The sequence below is a fragment of the Campylobacter sp. CNRCH_2014_2849 genome, from assembly GCF_025772845.1.
Classification (GTDB): Bacteria; Campylobacterota; Campylobacteria; order Campylobacterales; family Campylobacteraceae; genus Campylobacter_D; species Campylobacter_D lari_D.
The window spans coordinates 93,501-110,785 of sequence record NZ_JAKMSW010000001.1 but is presented as its reverse complement, the minus strand read 5'-3'; the positions used below and the strand labels follow the sequence as shown (position 1 = coordinate 110,785).

14 protein-coding genes are annotated in these 17,285 nt (G+C 30.1%); 11 read left to right on the top strand and 3 right to left on the bottom strand.

Translation table 11 applies throughout. The features are described from left to right. Positions 1-46: 46 nt before the first annotated feature. The 5 genes from L8X33_RS00540 to L8X33_RS00520 are packed head-to-tail and all read left to right on the top strand — an operon-like array spanning position 47 to position 7,529. Positions 47-826, top strand: a complete 780-nt coding sequence (locus L8X33_RS00540) for a fumarate reductase cytochrome b subunit (protein WP_070255907.1) — start codon at positions 47-49, stop codon at positions 824-826. Continuing rightward, the gene (locus L8X33_RS00535; RefSeq protein ID WP_133319436.1) at positions 810-2,801 is read left to right on the top strand and encodes a fumarate reductase flavoprotein subunit; all 1,992 of its coding nucleotides are present in this window, start codon (positions 810-812) and stop codon (positions 2,799-2,801) included. Before L8X33_RS00540 ends, L8X33_RS00535 begins: the two co-directional genes overlap by 17 nt. Beyond that, complete coding sequence (locus tag L8X33_RS00530) at positions 2,794-3,519, top strand: fumarate reductase iron-sulfur subunit (protein ID WP_012661078.1); 726 nt, start codon at positions 2,794-2,796, stop codon at positions 3,517-3,519. Before L8X33_RS00535 ends, L8X33_RS00530 begins: the two co-directional genes overlap by 8 nt. After that, positions 3,497-5,722 carry a dynamin family protein gene (locus tag L8X33_RS00525; RefSeq protein ID WP_263669705.1) on the top strand — a complete coding sequence of 742 codons (2,226 nt, stop codon included), beginning with the start codon at positions 3,497-3,499 and terminating at the stop codon, positions 5,720-5,722. Before L8X33_RS00530 ends, L8X33_RS00525 begins: the two co-directional genes overlap by 23 nt. Further along, on the top strand, positions 5,712-7,529 hold the full coding sequence (locus tag L8X33_RS00520) for a dynamin family protein (RefSeq protein WP_263669704.1): 1,818 nt from the start codon (positions 5,712-5,714) through the stop codon (positions 7,527-7,529). The genes L8X33_RS00525 and L8X33_RS00520 overlap by 11 nt, the downstream gene beginning before the upstream one ends. Here L8X33_RS00520 and L8X33_RS00515 read toward each other — a convergent pair. Then, positions 7,519-8,103, bottom strand: a complete 585-nt coding sequence (locus L8X33_RS00515; RefSeq protein WP_263660547.1) for an NAD(P)H-dependent oxidoreductase — start codon at positions 8,101-8,103, stop codon at positions 7,519-7,521. The genes L8X33_RS00520 and L8X33_RS00515 overlap by 11 nt on opposite strands. A gap of 233 nt (positions 8,104-8,336) precedes the next feature. Here L8X33_RS00515 and L8X33_RS00510 point away from each other — a divergent pair, with 233 nt between their 5' ends. The 4 genes from L8X33_RS00510 (at position 8,337) to L8X33_RS00495 (ending at position 11,795) form a co-directional block, all read left to right on the top strand. Continuing rightward, entirely contained in the window at positions 8,337-9,065 is a 729-nt protein-coding gene (locus tag L8X33_RS00510) for a gluconate 2-dehydrogenase subunit 3 family protein (RefSeq protein WP_133319432.1), read from the top strand. A 3-nt stretch (positions 9,066-9,068) separates the two neighbouring features. Beyond that, positions 9,069-10,790 (top strand): GMC family oxidoreductase, encoded by a 1,722-nt coding sequence (locus L8X33_RS00505; RefSeq protein WP_263660546.1) that lies wholly within the window; start codon positions 9,069-9,071, stop codon positions 10,788-10,790. 226 nt (positions 10,791-11,016) lie between these two features. After that, positions 11,017-11,346, top strand: a complete 330-nt coding sequence (rrpA, locus tag L8X33_RS00500) for a MarR family transcription factor RrpA (protein ID WP_087700365.1) — start codon at positions 11,017-11,019, stop codon at positions 11,344-11,346. Beyond that, positions 11,343-11,795: a lipocalin family protein gene (locus L8X33_RS00495; RefSeq protein WP_133319430.1), complete on the top strand. Its 453-nt coding sequence runs from the start codon at positions 11,343-11,345 to the stop codon at positions 11,793-11,795. Before rrpA ends, L8X33_RS00495 begins: the two co-directional genes overlap by 4 nt. Here L8X33_RS00495 and L8X33_RS00490 read toward each other — a convergent pair. Both L8X33_RS00490 and L8X33_RS00485 read right to left on the bottom strand, forming a co-directional pair. Continuing rightward, the gene (locus tag L8X33_RS00490) at positions 11,792-12,874 is read right to left on the bottom strand and encodes an NAD(P)-dependent alcohol dehydrogenase (RefSeq protein WP_263660545.1); all 1,083 of its coding nucleotides are present in this window, start codon (positions 12,872-12,874) and stop codon (positions 11,792-11,794) included. The genes L8X33_RS00495 and L8X33_RS00490 overlap by 4 nt on opposite strands. A gap of 81 nt (positions 12,875-12,955) precedes the next feature. Further along, on the bottom strand, positions 12,956-13,555 hold the full coding sequence (locus L8X33_RS00485; RefSeq protein WP_263666278.1) for a hypothetical protein: 600 nt from the start codon (positions 13,553-13,555) through the stop codon (positions 12,956-12,958). A 216-nt stretch (positions 13,556-13,771) separates the two neighbouring features. On the opposite strand from L8X33_RS00485, the gene L8X33_RS00480 reads away from it, so the two are divergent. Together L8X33_RS00480 and L8X33_RS00475 are read left to right on the top strand one after the other, a co-directional pair. Further along, positions 13,772-16,024, top strand: coding sequence for an N-6 DNA methylase (locus L8X33_RS00480; protein WP_263666277.1), 2,253 nt, complete (start codon positions 13,772-13,774; stop codon positions 16,022-16,024). Next, positions 16,021-17,283: a restriction endonuclease subunit S gene (locus L8X33_RS00475; RefSeq protein ID WP_263669703.1), complete on the top strand. Its 1,263-nt coding sequence runs from the start codon at positions 16,021-16,023 to the stop codon at positions 17,281-17,283. The genes L8X33_RS00480 and L8X33_RS00475 overlap by 4 nt, the downstream gene beginning before the upstream one ends. The last annotated feature ends 2 nt before the right edge of the window (positions 17,284-17,285 follow it).

The following is a 17,285-nucleotide window of genomic DNA, read 5'->3' as shown; positions in this document are numbered from 1 at the left end:
TAATTGCTCCGATATTATAAATTATCAACTTTTTAAAGGAGTAAATATGAGCCAACTCATTGAAGGTTTTTTAGGCAAGAGTGTTGATGGCAAAAAAAGCAAAATGCCAGCAAAACTTGACTATATTCAAAGTGCAACAGGCTTGATTTTAGGCTTGTTTATGTGGGCACATATGTTTTTCGTTTCTACCATTTTGGTTAGTGATGATTTTTTTGATTCAGTAGTTCACTTTTTGGAACTAAAATTTATCATTGATAGCCCTATGATGAGCTACATCACTTCTTTTTTAGCCGCCTGTGTTTTAGTGATTTTCTTTGTGCATGCAGGTCTTGCAATGAGAAAATTTCCTATCAATTTTAGACAATATCAACTTTGTAGAACACACTTAAAATATATGAATCATGGTGATTCCTCTTTATGGTGGGTTCAGGCTGCAACTGGTTTTGTAATGTTTTTCCTAGGTTCAGCGCATTTGATTTTTGTTATAACTAATGCAGATAAAATCAGTGCTGATATGTCAGGCGATAGAGTGGTAAGTCATTTTATGTGGTTATTTTATATTGCCTTATTAATCTGTGTTGAGTTGCATGGAAGTATTGGTTTATATAGATTATGTGTAAAATGGGGTTGGTTTGAAGGTAAAGATGCAAAAGAAAGTCGTAAAAAACTTAAAAAAGCAAAATGGTTTATTAGTATTTTCTTCTTAGTTTTAGGTGTATTAAGCTTAGCTGCTTTTGCAAAAATAGGTCTTAATAATTACCAAAACAACTCTGTAGCGCAAATAGTAAAAACTTATGATGGAGCTAAATATGAACATACAATATAGTGATGCTTTAGTTATTGGTGGTGGTCTTGCAGGTTTAAGAGCTGCTATTGAAGTTGCAAAAAGTGGTCAGAGTGTAACTTTATTAAGTATTTGTCCGGTTAAAAGATCTCACTCAGCTGCTGTACAAGGTGGTATGCAAGCAAGTTTAGGAAATAGTGTAAAAGGCGAAGGTGATAATGAAGATGTGCATTTTGCTGACACAGTAAAAGGATCTGACTGGGGCTGTGATCAAGAAGTAGCTAGAATGTTTGCACAAACTGCTCCAAAAGCGGTTCGTGAGCTTGCTGCTTGGGGTGTGCCTTGGACTAGAGTTACAAAAGGACCTAGAACTGTTGTTATAAACGCTCAAAAAACTACTATCGAAGAAAAAGAAGAAGCGCATGGTCTTATAAATGCAAGAGACTTTGGTGGTACTAAAAAATGGAGAACATGTTATATAGCTGATGCAACAGGGCATTGTATGTTATATGGTGTGGCAAATGAAGCGATTAAACATCAAGTTAAAATTATTGATAGAATGGAAGCAGTAAGATTAATTCATGATGGTAAAAAATGTTTAGGAGCTATTGCTAGAGATTTAACTAATGGAGAATTAATTGCTTATGTTGCTAGAGGAACTATGATTGCAACAGGTGGTTATGGTAGAATTTATAAACAAACTACAAATGCTGTTATTTGTGAAGGTACAGGAGCTGCTATTGCACTTGAAACTGGACTTTGTAGACTTTCAAATATGGAAGCAGTGCAATTTCATCCAACTCCAATCGTGCCAAGCGGTATCTTACTAACTGAAGGTTGTAGAGGTGATGGTGGTATCTTAAGAGATGTTGATGGTTACCGCTTTATGCCTGATTATGAGCCTGAGAAAAAAGAACTTGCAAGTAGGGATGTTGTAAGTCGTAGAATGATGGAGCATATTAGAAAAGGAAAAGGGGTAAAAAGCCCTTATGGAGATCATTTATGGCTTGATATTTCTATCCTTGGTCGTGCTCATGTTGAAAAAAATCTTCGTGATGTTCAAGATATTTGTAAAACATTTAATGGTATTGATCCTGCTGATGAGGGTCCAAAAGGCTGGGCACCAGTTTTACCTATGCAACATTACTCAATGGGTGGTATTAGAACAAAACCAACCGGTGAAAGTCAATGGCTAAATGGTCTTTTTGCATGTGGTGAAGCAGCTTGTTGGGATATGCACGGATTTAACCGCTTGGGTGGAAATTCATGTTCAGAAACTGTTGTTGCAGGTATGATCGTAGGGGATTATTTTGCACAATATTGTAAAGAAAATGGTTCAGAAATTGATACAAACATCGTTAAATCTTTCCTTTCTAAAGAGTATGATTATTTAAAATCTCTTGTAAGTAAAGAAGGAAAACATGATGTATTTGAAATCAAAAACAGAATGAAAGACATTATGTGGGAAAAAGTAGCTATCTTTAGAACAGGTCAAGGTCTTGAAGAAGCGGTTAAAGAACTTGAAGAGTTATATCAAAAATCACTTGATCTAAAAGTGCATGATAAAGAATTAAAATGTGCAAATCCAGAGCTTGAAGAAGCTTACAGGGTTCCAAGAATGCTAAAAATTGCTTTATGTGTTGCTTATGGCGCGCTTTTAAGAACAGAAAGCCGCGGGGCTCATTATAGAGAAGATTATCCAAAAAGAGATGACTTAAATTGGATGAAAAGAACAAATACTTACTGGGTAGAAGGTGAAAGTATGCCTAGAGTTGAGTATGAAGATCTTGATATTATGAAAATGGAAATTCCACCTGCATTTAGAGGTTATGGTGCTAAAGGAAATATCATTGAAAACCCATTAAGTGAAAAACGCCAAGCTGAAGTTGATGCGATCCGTGAAAAAATGGAAGCAGAAGGTAAAGGTAGATATGAAATTCAACATGCTTTAATGCCTTATGAATTACAAGCTAAATTTAAAGCACCAAATCAAAGAATAGGAGTTGATTATGAGTAGAAAATTAACAATAAGAGCATTTAAATATAATCCATTAAGTAAAATTTCTAAGCCTCATTTTGTTACTTATGAGCTTGAAGAAACTCCATTTATGACGATTTTTGTGTGCTTAACTCAAATCAGAGAAAAAATGGATGCGGATTTGAGTTTTGACTTTGTATGTAGAGCAGGGATTTGCGGAAGCTGTGCTATGATGATCAATGGTAAGCCAAAACTTGCTTGTAAAACATTGACAAAAGATTATCCAGATGGCGTTATAGAGCTTATGCCTTTGCCTGCATTTAGACATATTAAAGATTTGAGTGTTAATACAGGTGAGTGGTTTGATGGTATGTGCAAACGCGTTGAAAGCTGGGTGCATAATGAAAAAGAAACAGATATTTCTAAACTTGAAGAGCGTATTGAGCCAGAAGTTGCTGATGAGACTTTTGAACTTGATCGTTGTATAGAGTGTGGAATTTGTGTTGCTTCTTGTGCGACTAAGTTAATGAGACCTGACTTTATCGCAGCTACTGGACTTTTAAGAACAGCTAGATATTTACAAGATCCACATGATCATAGAACTATAGAGGATTTTTATGAATTAGTGGGCGATGATGATGGTGTATTTGGATGTATGTCTTTACTTGCATGTGAAGATAATTGTCCAAAAGAACTGCCTTTACAAAGTAAAATTGCTTATATGAGAAGACAGCTTGTCGCTCAAAGAAACAAATAATCCTAGCCCCCAAGAAAAGGGGGCTCTTAAAACCTTACTAAAACAAATTTGGCAAAATCATAGTGTTTATCTTGACACAAATATACTTTTTGATGAAAGTTTAATTGATGCTCAAAAAGCAGCAATTCTTTTAAGTACTAATCTTGATAATTATGAAAGATTTAGTGCTTTAAATGAATTTAAAAATTTGATGAAAAGCTTAAATTTACGCTTAGATCTTTATGGTATTCAGTATGCACAGGTTTGTTTTATTAATGCTTTAAATTTGGGAATTTTAGACAAAAACGAGCTTTTAAAAGCTTTGGATAAACTTCAAAAAATCACTGATAATACTTTAATATATGCTTTTGTATCTAAACAAAAAGTTATTCAAAAAGATTACAAGCAAGAAGTTAAAAACTCACATCAAACACTAGATCTCATTAATCAAAACTTACAAGAGCTTTGCGAAGATGAAAAAGTTCAAAAACTCTTACAAGAAGCTTTGGTTAAATTTAGTAATATTGATTTTTCTATCGCAGTAACGGGTGTGGTAAATGCAGGTAAATCAAGTATGCTAAATGCACTTTTAAAAAAAGATTTTTTAGGTGTATCTAATGTGCCTGAAACTGCAAATTTGAGTGTTTTAAAATACGGCAAAGACCAAAAAGCTAAGATATATTTTTGGAATGATGAAGAATGGCAAGATATTTTAAAAAGCTCTAAAGATAATCAAGATATGCAAGAGCTTATAAAACAATTAGAGCAAAATTTTAATCTAAATGAGTATATTGAAAAAGAAAATAAAAATATAGAAATAAAAATTGAAGAATTAAAAAATTACACTAGCGCAAAAAACAAAATTTCAGCACTTATTAAAAAAATAGAGCTTTTTTCATCGCTTGATTTTTTAAAAGATAATGTTTGTATAGTTGATACTCCAGGACTTGATGATGTTATTATCCAAAGAGAACTTTTAACAAAAGATTATATAAGCAAGGCTGACTTTTTAATCCACCTTATGAATGCTTCTCAAAGTCTTAGTCAAAAAGATTGTGATTTTATTATAGAATGTTTGCTAACTTCAAGGGTAAGTAAGCTTTTAATTGTGCTTACCAAGGCTGACTTGCTTAGTCAAAAAGACTTGCAAGAAGTAATTAACTATACTAAAAATAAACTCAAAGAAAATTTAGCACAAAAGCAGCTTAGCCAAGAATTATTAGATAATTTAGATTTTGTGTGTATTTCTTCAAAATTAGCTAATGATTTTTATCAAAAAAAAGGTGGGAATTTAGAACAAAGTAATATTTTAACACTAGAAGAACTTATAGCTAAAAGCTTATATGATAAAAACAAAATTGCTCTAAGTGCTTATAAAAAAGAATTATTATTACATTTAGAAAAAATAGAAGAAAAAATTAAATTTTCTAATAAAATGCTAAATTATGAAAGCTTTGAGCTTGATAAGCAAAATCAAACTATTATCAACGATTTTAAAGCAAAAAAAGAAAAATTAATGCAAGTAAAAGCAGAACTAAGTGCTATTTTTAACACAAAAGATGAAAATACTCAAGAAATTTTAACACTTTTGCATTTACTAGCTAAGAAATTAAAAGAAAAACTTATAGATGAGTTAAAATATAATCAAAATAATAAAATCAAAAACAACACTCAAAGACTAAATATTATCATTGATACGACTTTAAAAGATGGAATTTTTGATCTTTTAAGAGAGCTAAAACAGCAAAGTGAGTATAAAATTAATGAGCTTAAAAACACTCTAAGTGTGAAATATGATTTTTTAAAAGCTATTTTAGAGCAAAATTGTGATGATTTTAAAAGTAAGGTTGAAACAAAAATAGAAAGCATTTTTACCAATGATCTTTTTATGGCATTAAAAGCGGAGCTTTTAAAAAATTTAGAATCCACGCAAGATATTTATAAACTAGAAAGCTCTTTAGAAAATCAAATTTTAGAAAAATTACAAACATTCAATATAGAAAAAATAGCCCTAGATTTAAAAAATAATCAAGAATTTTTTACTAATTTAGAATTTAGTTTAAATTTATACGAAAAAGAACAAGAAGAGCAAATCAAAGACTTAAAAGACTTGATTTTACAAATAGAACAAAACGAGCAAAACTCCAAAGAACTTTTAGAAAAAAATAATACAAAATTACAAAGTTTAAAGACGTTAAAAACGGAGCTTTTAAATGCAAAATGATTTGATTAATGATTTTTTAAAAGCTTATGAAAATGCTTATTGTAAAAGCTTTGATGATAGTTTTGAAGGAAAAATCTTAGCAATTAAAAATGCATTTTTAGAACCGAGTTTGCATTTAAATGATGTGTTTTTAAAAGATCTTGAAATGATTATAGCTAGCTATAAAAGAGCCATTAATGTGGCCATTATAGGGCAATTTTCCAGCGGTAAATCCACGCTTTTAAATTTGATTTTACAAAAAGAATGCCTGCCAACAGGCGTGGTGCCAGTGACTTTTAAGCCCACTTTTTTACGCTATGCTAAGGAGTATTTTTTAAGAGTTGAATATGAAGATGGCAGTGATGAGATTGTAGATATAGACGAGCTTGCTAAATTTAGCGATCAAAGAAATGAGCTAAAAGAAACTAAAAGTTTGCACCTTTTTGCACCTATTGAGCTTTTAAAAGATATCACACTTATAGATACCCCGGGTTTAAATGCAAACACCACCGATACGCTAACTACTTTTAAAGAGCTTTCTTTTATGCATAGTGCTATTTGGCTTAGTTTGATTGATAATGCAGGCAAAAAAAGTGAAGAAGAAGCCATAAAGGCAAATACTAAGCTTTTAGAGCGTGGTGGAATTTGTGTACTTAATCAAAAAGATAAGTTAAGTCAAGATGAGCTAGAAAATGTTTTAAATTATGCACATTTAGTTTTTGATAAGTATTTTGAAAAAATCATCGCAATTTCATGCAAAGAGGCAAAATTTGATTTGCAAAAGTCAAATTTACCTTTACTTTATGAGTATTTAAAAAAACTTGATTATGAGTGCATTAAAAAAGATTTTATTAAAGAAAAACTTAGTAATTTATGTGAACTTTTGTCAAATCAATATGATTTGTTTCAAAATGCACTAGAGCAATTAGAGCTTAAATTTAATACTGTTTTGCAAACTTTCAAAGCAAGCAAGCTAGAGCAAAAAATCAAAATTCTAAATCATAATTGTTTGGATAAATTAAAACTTGTTGGAGAAAAAATTGCTCAAGAAATTTTAAAATTTATCAAAGAAAAAGATAGTAGTTATTATAAAGAAGCTAAGGGTTTATTTAAGAAAAATCTTTATGAAAAAGTTGCTTATAAAGCACCATATCTTTCAAGTGATGATGCGTTTTTGGCTATGTTTTATAACTCTGAAGCAATGAATAAGGAATTTAAAAGATTAAAAAATGAAATCGCTTTAGAATTTAGTCAAATTAAAGATGATTTTTCCTTATTTTTTACTCATTTAGAAGAGCAAATTTTGCTTTTTAAGGCTCAATTTTCAAATTTACAAAAAGAAAATGCCTTAGAAAGTGAAAAAGAATTTGCTAGTTTTAGAAGCTTTGCTAGTGCTAGTGAAGAACTTTTTTTAAAAGATTTTAAACAATTATTGTTTAAAAGCCAACTTGAACTTGATCTATTTTTAGAAAAGCTTAATCTAAAAGCTTTGGCAAATTATGAGAGTGCTACTAAGCTTACTTTAGGATTTTTTAGTGCTAAAATGAATGCGAGTAAAGAATTTTACGAGCTTGATAGTACCGAGTTTAGCTTGTATCATCCAAAAGCAAGTGAAGTGCACCAAAGAGTATTAACCGAGCTTAATGTATATGAATTTGAAGATTTGTTTTTAAATAAGCCTGTGGTTTTAAAAATTTATAAAAATTATATGCAAAGTTTTGTTGATTTTGCAGAAGCTAAAAGACAGATTATTTTGAATTTAAAAAGTGAATTTGAGGCTAAAAAATCAATGATTTCTAGCATCAAATCCCAAATTTCTAAGCTTTAAAAATTTTTTCTAAGTGCGCTTTATAATTTGTGAAATATTCTTGCACTTGAGGATTTTTGATTACATCATTTGCTATGAAAGTAGGTAAAGCACTCATTCCTAAAAACTCATGTGCTTTGTGAAAGTGTAAATACACTCCATTAACTCCGACTCCATTAAAGAATTCATTTTCATCATCAAAAGCTTGTATTGGAGCGTTCCAAGTTAGTGAAAGCATGTATTTTTTATTTTTTAAAAGCCCACCTGTGCCATAATTTTTAGTAGGTTCATTATGGCTTCTACCATCGTTTTTATAAAACACTCCATGTCCTGCTGTGAAAACATCGTCAATGTATTTTTTCACTATCCAAGGCTCTCCCATCCACCAACCAGGCATTTGCCAAATCAAAACATCAGCATTTAGAATTTTTTCTACCTCATTGTTTGTATCATAGCCTTGATCTATGTGTGTTTGTTGGGTTTGTAAACCAAGCTCTTGTAAAGTCTTAAGTGCAAGCTCATGCAAGCTTGTGTTTAATCTTCCTTTGGAGTGTCCAAAATCTTTTGCACCATTTAATAATAATACTTTTTGCATATTTTTCCTTTTTATGTTTTTAAAATTATAATTTAACTATAACTATATTTCAATGCTGAAGTTTATGTAAGATACTATATTATAAGAAAGTTTAAAACAAATATGTTACTTTTTATGATTGATTTTTTTAAAATAATACAAAAATAGTATTATTTTTTTTATTTAAGACTATATTAAAAAGTCAAGGAATAGAATTGATATGATTTGATATTGTCAATAAAAAGGAGGAAGATATGCAAGATAATGTCATTGATCGTAGAAATTTTTTTAAATTAAGTCTTTTAGGTGGCGGCGTGGTTGCTGCTAGCACTATGAGTGGTGGAGCTATATTGCATGCTGCAGAATTAACTCATGCGCACAAGAAAACACAAGGAGGTTCAAATAAAATAAGAGGAAAAATGTTTTTTCAAGTGCAGACTGATTTTGATAATCTAAGTGCAGCATGTGAGAGAATTTATCCAAAAGATGAGCAAGGTGATGGTGCTATAGGCTTAGGCGTACCTTATTTTATTGATAATCAATTAGCTTCAGCTTATGGTTATAATGATAGAGAATACTTACAAGGACCATTTATAGAAGGAATTGCTGAGCAAGGTTATCAAACCCCAATGAAGCGTAATGAGATTTTTTTAGAGGGTGTTAAAGCTTTGGAAATAATATCTCAAAAGCGTTATAAAAAAACTTTTTCATCTTTAAAAGGAGTTGAGCAGGATAAAATTTTAGTTGATTTAGAAAAAAATAAAATCGATTTCATAGGATTTAAATCTTCTGAATTTTTTACTCTTTTAAGGGATATGACAATAGCTGGAGTTTTGTCTGATCCAATTTATGGTGGTAATGATAATAAAAATGGATGGAGAATGATGCAATATCCTGGTGCTCAAATGAGTTATATTGATAAAATTGCAAGTGATGAGTTTTTTGACATAGAGCCTATGAGCTTAGCTGATATGGAGGGATGAATTATGGTAGAAGTATTAAAAAAAGTAGATGTGGTAACAGTAGGAGCTGGTTGGACAGGTGGTATAGTTGCAGCAGAACTTACCAAAGCTGGATTGACTGTCTTGAGCTTAGAGCGTGGTATGATGCAAACTACGGAAAATTTTGCAATGATTCACGATGAGTGGAGATATGGTATTAACTATGGTTTAATGCAAGATTGCTCAAAAGATACAGTAACTTTTCGCCATAATGTCAATGGTTTAGCTTTACCATATAGAAAAATGGGATCTTTTTTACTTGGAAGTAATGTTGGTGGTGCAGGGGTGCATTGGAATGGTTGGACCTTTAGATTTTTACCTTATGATTTTGAGATTAAAACAAAAAGTTTTGAAAGATATGGTAATAAATTAGGTGATGATTATACCTTGCAAGATTGGGGTTTAACCTATAAAGATATGGAACCTTATTATGATAAGTTTGAAAAAACTTGTGGAATTTGTGGAGAAGAAAACCCACTTGCTGAAAAAATGGGTTTGTTTAGATCAAGTCCTTATCCGCAAGAACCTTTAGAAAATACTAAAATGCTTAAACGCTTCGAAAAAGCTGCAAAAGAAATGAAGTTACATCCATTTAGATTACCTGCGGCTAATTCAAAAGGCGGTTATACTAATCCAGATGGTCAAGATCTAGCCCCATGTCAATATTGTGCTTATTGTGAGCGTTTTGGTTGTGAGTATGGTGCTAAGGCTAGTCCTATTAATACTGTCATACCTAAAGCCATGAGTACAGGAAAATATACTATAAGAACTCATAGTAATGTTATAGAAATACTAAAAAAAGATGGCAAAGCTACAGGAGTTAGGTTTGTAGATACTAGAACTATGAAAGAGTATATTCAGCCAGCAGATATTGTAGTGCTTACAAGCTATATGTTTAACAATGCTAAGCTTTTAATGGTAAGTGGTATAGGTGAGCAATACGATCCAAATACAGGCAAAGGTACTTTAGGTAAAAACTATTGTTATCAAATCAATATGGGAACAACAGCATTTTTTGATGAGCAATTTAATACATATATGGGTTCAGGTGCTTTGGGTACAACTTGCGATGATTATAATGGGGATAATTTTGATCACTCAAAAGAGAAGTTTTTACACGGAGCTATGATTTATAGTGTGCAACTTGGAAATCGCCCTATCCAATCAGCTCCTCTGCCAAAAGGAACTCCAAGTTGGGGAGCTGAATTTAAAAAAGCTTTAAACTATAATTTTACAAGAGCCATTACAGTGGGAGGGCAAGGCGCATCTTTACCACATAAAAGTAACTATTTGAGTTTAGATCCAACCTATAAAGATGCTTTTGGAACGCCACTCGTAAGACTTACTTATAATTTTACAGATCAAGATCGCGCTTTGCATAAATTTATAACAGATAAAACAGCTGAAGTAGCTAAAAAAATGCAAGGAGTGAGATCAATTAAAAAAGGAACTTATTTAAAAGATTATAGTATTGTGCCTTATCAATCTACACATAATACGGGTGGAACTACTATGGGTGCTGATCCTCGAACAAGTGTTGTTAATACTTATTTGCAACATTGGGATATGGATAATCTTTTTGTTGTGGGTGCAGGAAATTTTCAGCACAATAGCGGATATAATCCTACTGATACAGTTGGAGCTTTGGCTTATCGTTGTGCAGAGGGTATTTTAAAATATCATAAAAATGATAGACAATTAGTATAGATATATGTGAAGCATTTTGCTTCACATATTATTTTTCACTACTATCTTTTTCTTTTTTCTTTTTCCATAAATGAAGCGCAGCCCTGCATGCCCCACCAACAATAGCAGCAATGATAAGATTTGTGATGAAATACATCGAAACCATTTTTAATTTGTTTTCATTTTGATAAAAAATGATTTTGGATTATAATATAAAAAAGCATGATGCTATATAAAAGGAAAGTATATGGAAGAAAAGTGCGATTTTACGGAATGCGGATTTAATTATACTTTATCTTTGATTTCGGGAAAGTATAAGATGAGCGTTTTGTACTGTTTATTTCGCTATGAAGTAGTAAGATATAATGAACTTAAAAGATATCTTGGTAATATTTCTTTTAAGACTTTAACACATACTTTAAGAGAGCTTGAAAATGATGATTTAATCACGCGTAAAGAATACCCACAAATCCCTCCAAAAGTAGAATACCGTCTTGCTAAAAAAGGTCAAAGTTTAATTCCTATTTTACAAGCGATGTGTGATTGGGGCGAGGCAAATCAAAAGGAAGAAAAATGATAGAATTATTAGATGGTATAAATTTAGAAAAATACATGGGCACATGGTTAGAAATGGCTAGAAAACCTGCATTTTTTCAAAAAACTTGCAAAAGTGCTAAGGCAGAATATGAGCTAGAGTATGAAGGCTCTACGCCTATAATCAAAGTCAAAAATATATGCACTAAAGAAAATGGAGAAATCTCTCAAGCAAATGGCAAAGCTAGGGTAAAATCACCAAGATCTTTAGCGGTTAAATTTAGTATTTTTATGAATGTTTTTAACAAGCCAAATTATGAGATTGTTTACATTGATACAAATTATCAAGTTTCTATCGTAGGTAGTCCTGATAAAAAATATCTTTGGATTTTATCAAGAGAGATTTTAGCAAAAGAGCAAATAACCTCTTTGCTTGAAATAGCCAAACAAAGAGGTTTTGACACTAGTGATGTGATTTTTGATGAGTATTAATCCTGCTCACTCATATCGATTACATAGCGGAATTTGGCTTTTCCTGAAGTGAGGTTTTCATAAGCTTTGTCAATCTCGCTTGGTTTGATGAGTTCAATTTCAGGATAAATTCCATGTTCTAAAGAAAAATCAAGCATTTCTTGAGTTTCTTTAATGCCCCCAATAAGCGAGCCATATACTTTTTTACCTGCTTTATGTACAAAATGAATGATATTAATGCTAGGGCTTACTTCATGTGGAGGTAATCCTACTATAGCCATCTCACCACCAAATTTTAATAAATCCATATAAGCTAGCGGATCATAAGGGGTTGGTATGGTGGAGATGATGAGGTCAAATCTTTCTTTTACTGTACTTTTATCTGTACTAGTATAAAAATTACTCACACCCATAGCTAGAGCTTGTGTTTTTTTGTTTTCATTTCTTGCAAAAACACTTACTTTTGCACCCATTTTCACAGCATATTTTACTGCCATCATACCAAGTCCACCAAATCCTGCTATAGCTACGCTTGAACCTTCTTTGATATTTGAAAATTTAAGCGGTGAGTAGGTAGTAATACCCGCACAAAGTAAAGGTGCTATCTTTTCAAGTGGAGCATTTTTTGGTACATTGATAGCAAATTTTTCACTTACTACGATGTTATTTGAGTAGCCTCCATAGGTGTTTTCATTATCATGAAATACATCTTTGCAGTTATAAGTGTAGATGGTTTTTCCATTTTCGCAAAATTGCTCTTGAGATTTTTTGCATGCTTCGCACTCTCCGCATGAGTTTACCATGCACCCAACCCCAGCAAAATCACCTACTTTAAATTTACTCACATTTTCACCCACTGCGATGACTTCTCCTGCTATCTCATGGCCAGGTACGCAAGGATAGGTTGCTTCGCCCCATTCGCTTCTTGCAGTGTGTATGTCGCTATGGCAAATTCCTGCGTACTTGATAGCGATTAAGATGTCGTTTTTGCCTACTTTATGGCGTGTAAATTCAAAAGGTGTAAATTTAGAATCCTTACTAAGCATAGCATAACCTTTGCTCTTAACACGACCATTTTCTAAAAAGATTTTTGAGTCCATTTTCTCTCCTTTGTGGTTTTTGGTTTGATTTTTATGGTATAATTATTTAATTTTTAAAATTACTATAAAAACTTGAATATATTACGCTTTATTATTTTGTTTTTTATAATTTCTTGGAAATGCAACTTTGCCTAATTGCCATAAATATTTATCAATTTCTTTTATGTTAAAATTATTTAGTTTATAATAAGTAATAAATTCATTTATAATATTACAAAATATCTCATAATTTTTCAAATTAAACTCAGAGTCATAAAAATTATCTTTTTTTTGAAAATATGTTATTAGTTTGTCTACATAATAATCATATATAGGGAAAATTAAAGGTTTATGATGCGAGCAATATTTACTAGCAAAAGAATAAAAATTTTTATTTACTCCATTTATTTTAATATTTGCTATTTTACTAACTAAAGTTAAATCCCCATTTTCTAAACCTTCATCAATTTTTAAATTTTTTATATGTTTAGCAACTGGAAAAATTGAAAAAATATTAGTGCTGTAAAAATCATTTAATGATGATGCTTTTATCAAAATATCATCTATATCATTATTTTTTGGATAAGTTTTTGTAAATAATTTTTTTAATGCTTTTTCTTGTAAATCATAGTGCTCATTTAATTTAAGATAATTTTGTACTTCTTGTAAATTTGGTCTATTTATTTTAATTTGTGGAGTCATTTTCGTCCTTTTTATTTTGAGATATTTTAGCTAAAAATGATAAAATAAGAGCAAGGATGTTTGTGTTATACTATTTCAAAGATTAAAAATAAGATTAAATAACTCATAGGTTTAAATAAATTAACTTTATTAAAATGTGTTTGTTTTATAATTTATTTCGCATATTTATATAAAATATATTTTATATTAATGATAGTTTTTATTTAAAGGATTTATATGGATATTTTAGAAGTTCAATATAACAAAGAAGGTAAAATATATTCTCATATTAGAAAAAAATACTTAGTTGCAACTCCAGAAGAAAAAGTTAGACAAGAATTTGTATGTAGATTAGTAAATGAATATAAATATAAAATAGAACAATTAGATGAAGAGTTATCGACAAAAGAAGGCAAGGGAAGCGTAAGGGCTGATATAGTTATATGGAAAAGTATAGAAGAAAAACAAAACAACAATACTCCATTAATTATTGTTGAGTGTAAGGCAGATTATATTCACATAAATGAAAAAGATTATGATCAAGGCGAAAGTTACGCAAGAATATTAGATGCTAAATTTTTTGTTACTCATAATAATTACGAAACTAGATTTTGGAGAATTTTAAAAGACAAAGTGCCAGGATATAGACAAGAGATATCAAATATACCATCAAATGGAGCTGATGAAAAAACAATAGAACAGCTTTATAAAGATTTATTAGTTTTTAAAGAAGATGAATTTGCAAATATGCTTCATAAATGCCACAATATTATAAGAAATATAGAAAAACTAGATCCAGCAGCTGCATTTGATGAAATAGCTAAAATTTTATTTATGAAAGTTTATGTTGAAAGAATGCTTTTAAAAGGACAAAATAAAAAGTTTAATCAAGAATACATTAAAGAAGCTAGAAAGTATAATGCAAATCCTATTGAAAATTATTTTGATGGTGCTAAGAAAGAATTTGCAAAAGATAAAATTTTTAAAAAAGATGAAAAGATTAATTTAAAAGAACATACTATATTAAAAATTATAGAAGAACTAGAAAGATATAATTTATCTTTAACCTCGGCAGATGTAAAAGGCATAGCATTTGAAAAGTTTTTAGGAAGAACTTTTCGTGGTGAAATAGGTCAATTTTTTACACCTAGAAGTGTAGTTGAGTTTATGGTAGATATGATAGACCCTAAAGAAGGTGAAATCTCTTGTGATCCTGCTAGTGGTAGTGGCGGATTTTTAATTAGGATATTTAGCAAGGTTAGAGAAATTATACAAAAAGATATAAAAAATCAATATGAAGCATGGAAAAAAGACAATATTAAAGACCTAGAAAATCCAACAAGCGAAGAAGCAAGTAAGCTTACAGAAAAATTTGAAGAGCTGAAAAAAGAGTTAAGTTTAGACAATAAAGATTCTCGTATATATAAGCTTTCAAATTTTTGTATATATGGAGTAGATGCAAACGATAGAATGGCTAGAACATCTAAAATGAATATGATAATGCACGGTGATGGTCACGGCGGCATACATCATCACAATGGGCTTTTAAATATAAATGGAGTATTTGAAAATCAATTTGACATCATCCTTACAAATCCACCTTTTGGCTCACAAGTAGAAGAAAGTGATGTGATTCAAGAAAGTGATACTTGGCTTACTAAAACAGAGCAAGGAGAATTGATAGCAAAAGAAGGTTATGAAGAGTATATAAAACAATACTACGATTTATATGGGGAAGAAAGATATAAAAACACTCAGCTTAAAATTATAGATAATATTGGAAAGCCAATAGCTTCATTGTTTAAACTCAAAGAAAATCTAAAAAGTGATAAAACAGAACATTTATTTATAAATAGGTGTATAGATTTACTTAAACCAAATGGAAGATTAGGCATTGTTTTACCTGAGGGGGTGTTTAATACGCCAAATGCTGAATATGTAAGAAAATTTGTAGAAGGAAGAGCCTTTTTAAGAGCTGTTATATCGCTACCAGTAGAAACATTTTTAAGCTCTAAAGCCAGTGTTAAATGCTCAATTTTATTTATTCAAAAATTTGATGAAGTTTCGCAGCAAAAGTGGAATAATTTAATCCCTGAACACACAGAAAAATTAAAATTAAAACATGGAGCAGTTATAGATAAGCTTAATGAAATTATAAATTATCGTAAAACCAAATGTGAAAAAACACCTTTATATACAAATGATGATAAAAAACAAGCTAAAAAAGATTTAAAAGATTTAGAAAATCAAATTATAGAAGAAGCGTATCAAAAAGCAAAAAATGATTTTGATTATCCTATTTTTATGGCAGAAGCTGAGGCAGTTGGAATTACTAGCACAGGCGAAACTGGAGAAGGTGTTAAAAATGAATTAATGGACATTATAGAAAAAGATGAAAACACAGGAAAAGAAAAAATAATAGAAAAAGGTATAAATACATACTTTAAAGAATTTTTAAAAAACAATAGTGTAGTTTGGGGTAAAAAATGAGTAAAACAAAAATTGTTGATTTTAAAGATTTATCAAGATGGGATGTTGGCTATTTTTTAGGAAATCATGCAATAAAAACTAATTTCAAGCTTGAATTATTGGGAAAAATTTTATTTCCAAGAAAAGAAAAAATTACTCCGAATAATTACGATGGTTTTACGCCTATAGTAGCAAAAATACCTTTTAATTCTTCAACTATAGAATATAGAAAAGAACCCAAAACAAAAATGGATATGTATGCAGTTTATAAAAATGATTTATTGGTATCAAATATAAATTTTCACCAAGGTGCAATAGCTATAGCAAACAAAGATAAAGTTTATGCTTCAACACACTATCAGCCATATATAATCAACGATACAATGACAATGAAAGAATATTTAATAATAATATTACAACATAAAGAATTTCAAAATTATGTAGTAACAAAAAAAATTAAAGGAATAAAAACGGAATCAAATTATAAATTTATAAAAGATTTGCAAATTCCATTACCACCATTAGAAATTCAAAAAGAAATAGTCACAAAACTTCAAACTATTAAAAATAAAATTAAAGAATTACAACTTGAAGAAGAAAAAAACAAAAAAGATATTGAAGCATATGTATATATAGCACTTGGGCTTAAAAAACCAAAAGAAACAGCAAAGGAAAAAATCTTTACTGTATCTTTTAAAAATTTAAGTAGATGGGACATTACACATAACCAAGGTAGTGATAAAATTGATCTAAGTAAAAGTAATTATCCATTAATCGAGTTAAAGAACATATTAGATTACGAACTGCCTAAAAAATATATAGTATCAAGTACAAATTATAGTGATAATTTTACCACTCCTGTTCTTACAGCTGGTAAAACTTTTATATTAGGATATACGGATGAAGATTTTGGCATATTTAACAATCCACCTGTAATTATATTTGATGATTTTACAACAGCAATTCAATTTGTGGATTTTAATTTTAAAGTAAAGTCTGATGCTTTAAAAATACTAAAGATTAGAGATAATACTAAAATAAATATAAAATTTTTATATGAAGTCTTAAAAATTATTAAAATAGATATAAGTAAAGCTCATAGACGCTATTATTTAAGCTCTTATCAATATTTAAAAATACCACTTCCACCAATTGAAATCCAAAATAAAATAATTGAAGAGCTAGAGCAAAAATATGAAAAAATAGAAGAAAATAAACAAAAAGCTAAAAAACTTGAACAAGACTTATATCTAGAGGTAGAAAAGATTATAATAAAATAAAA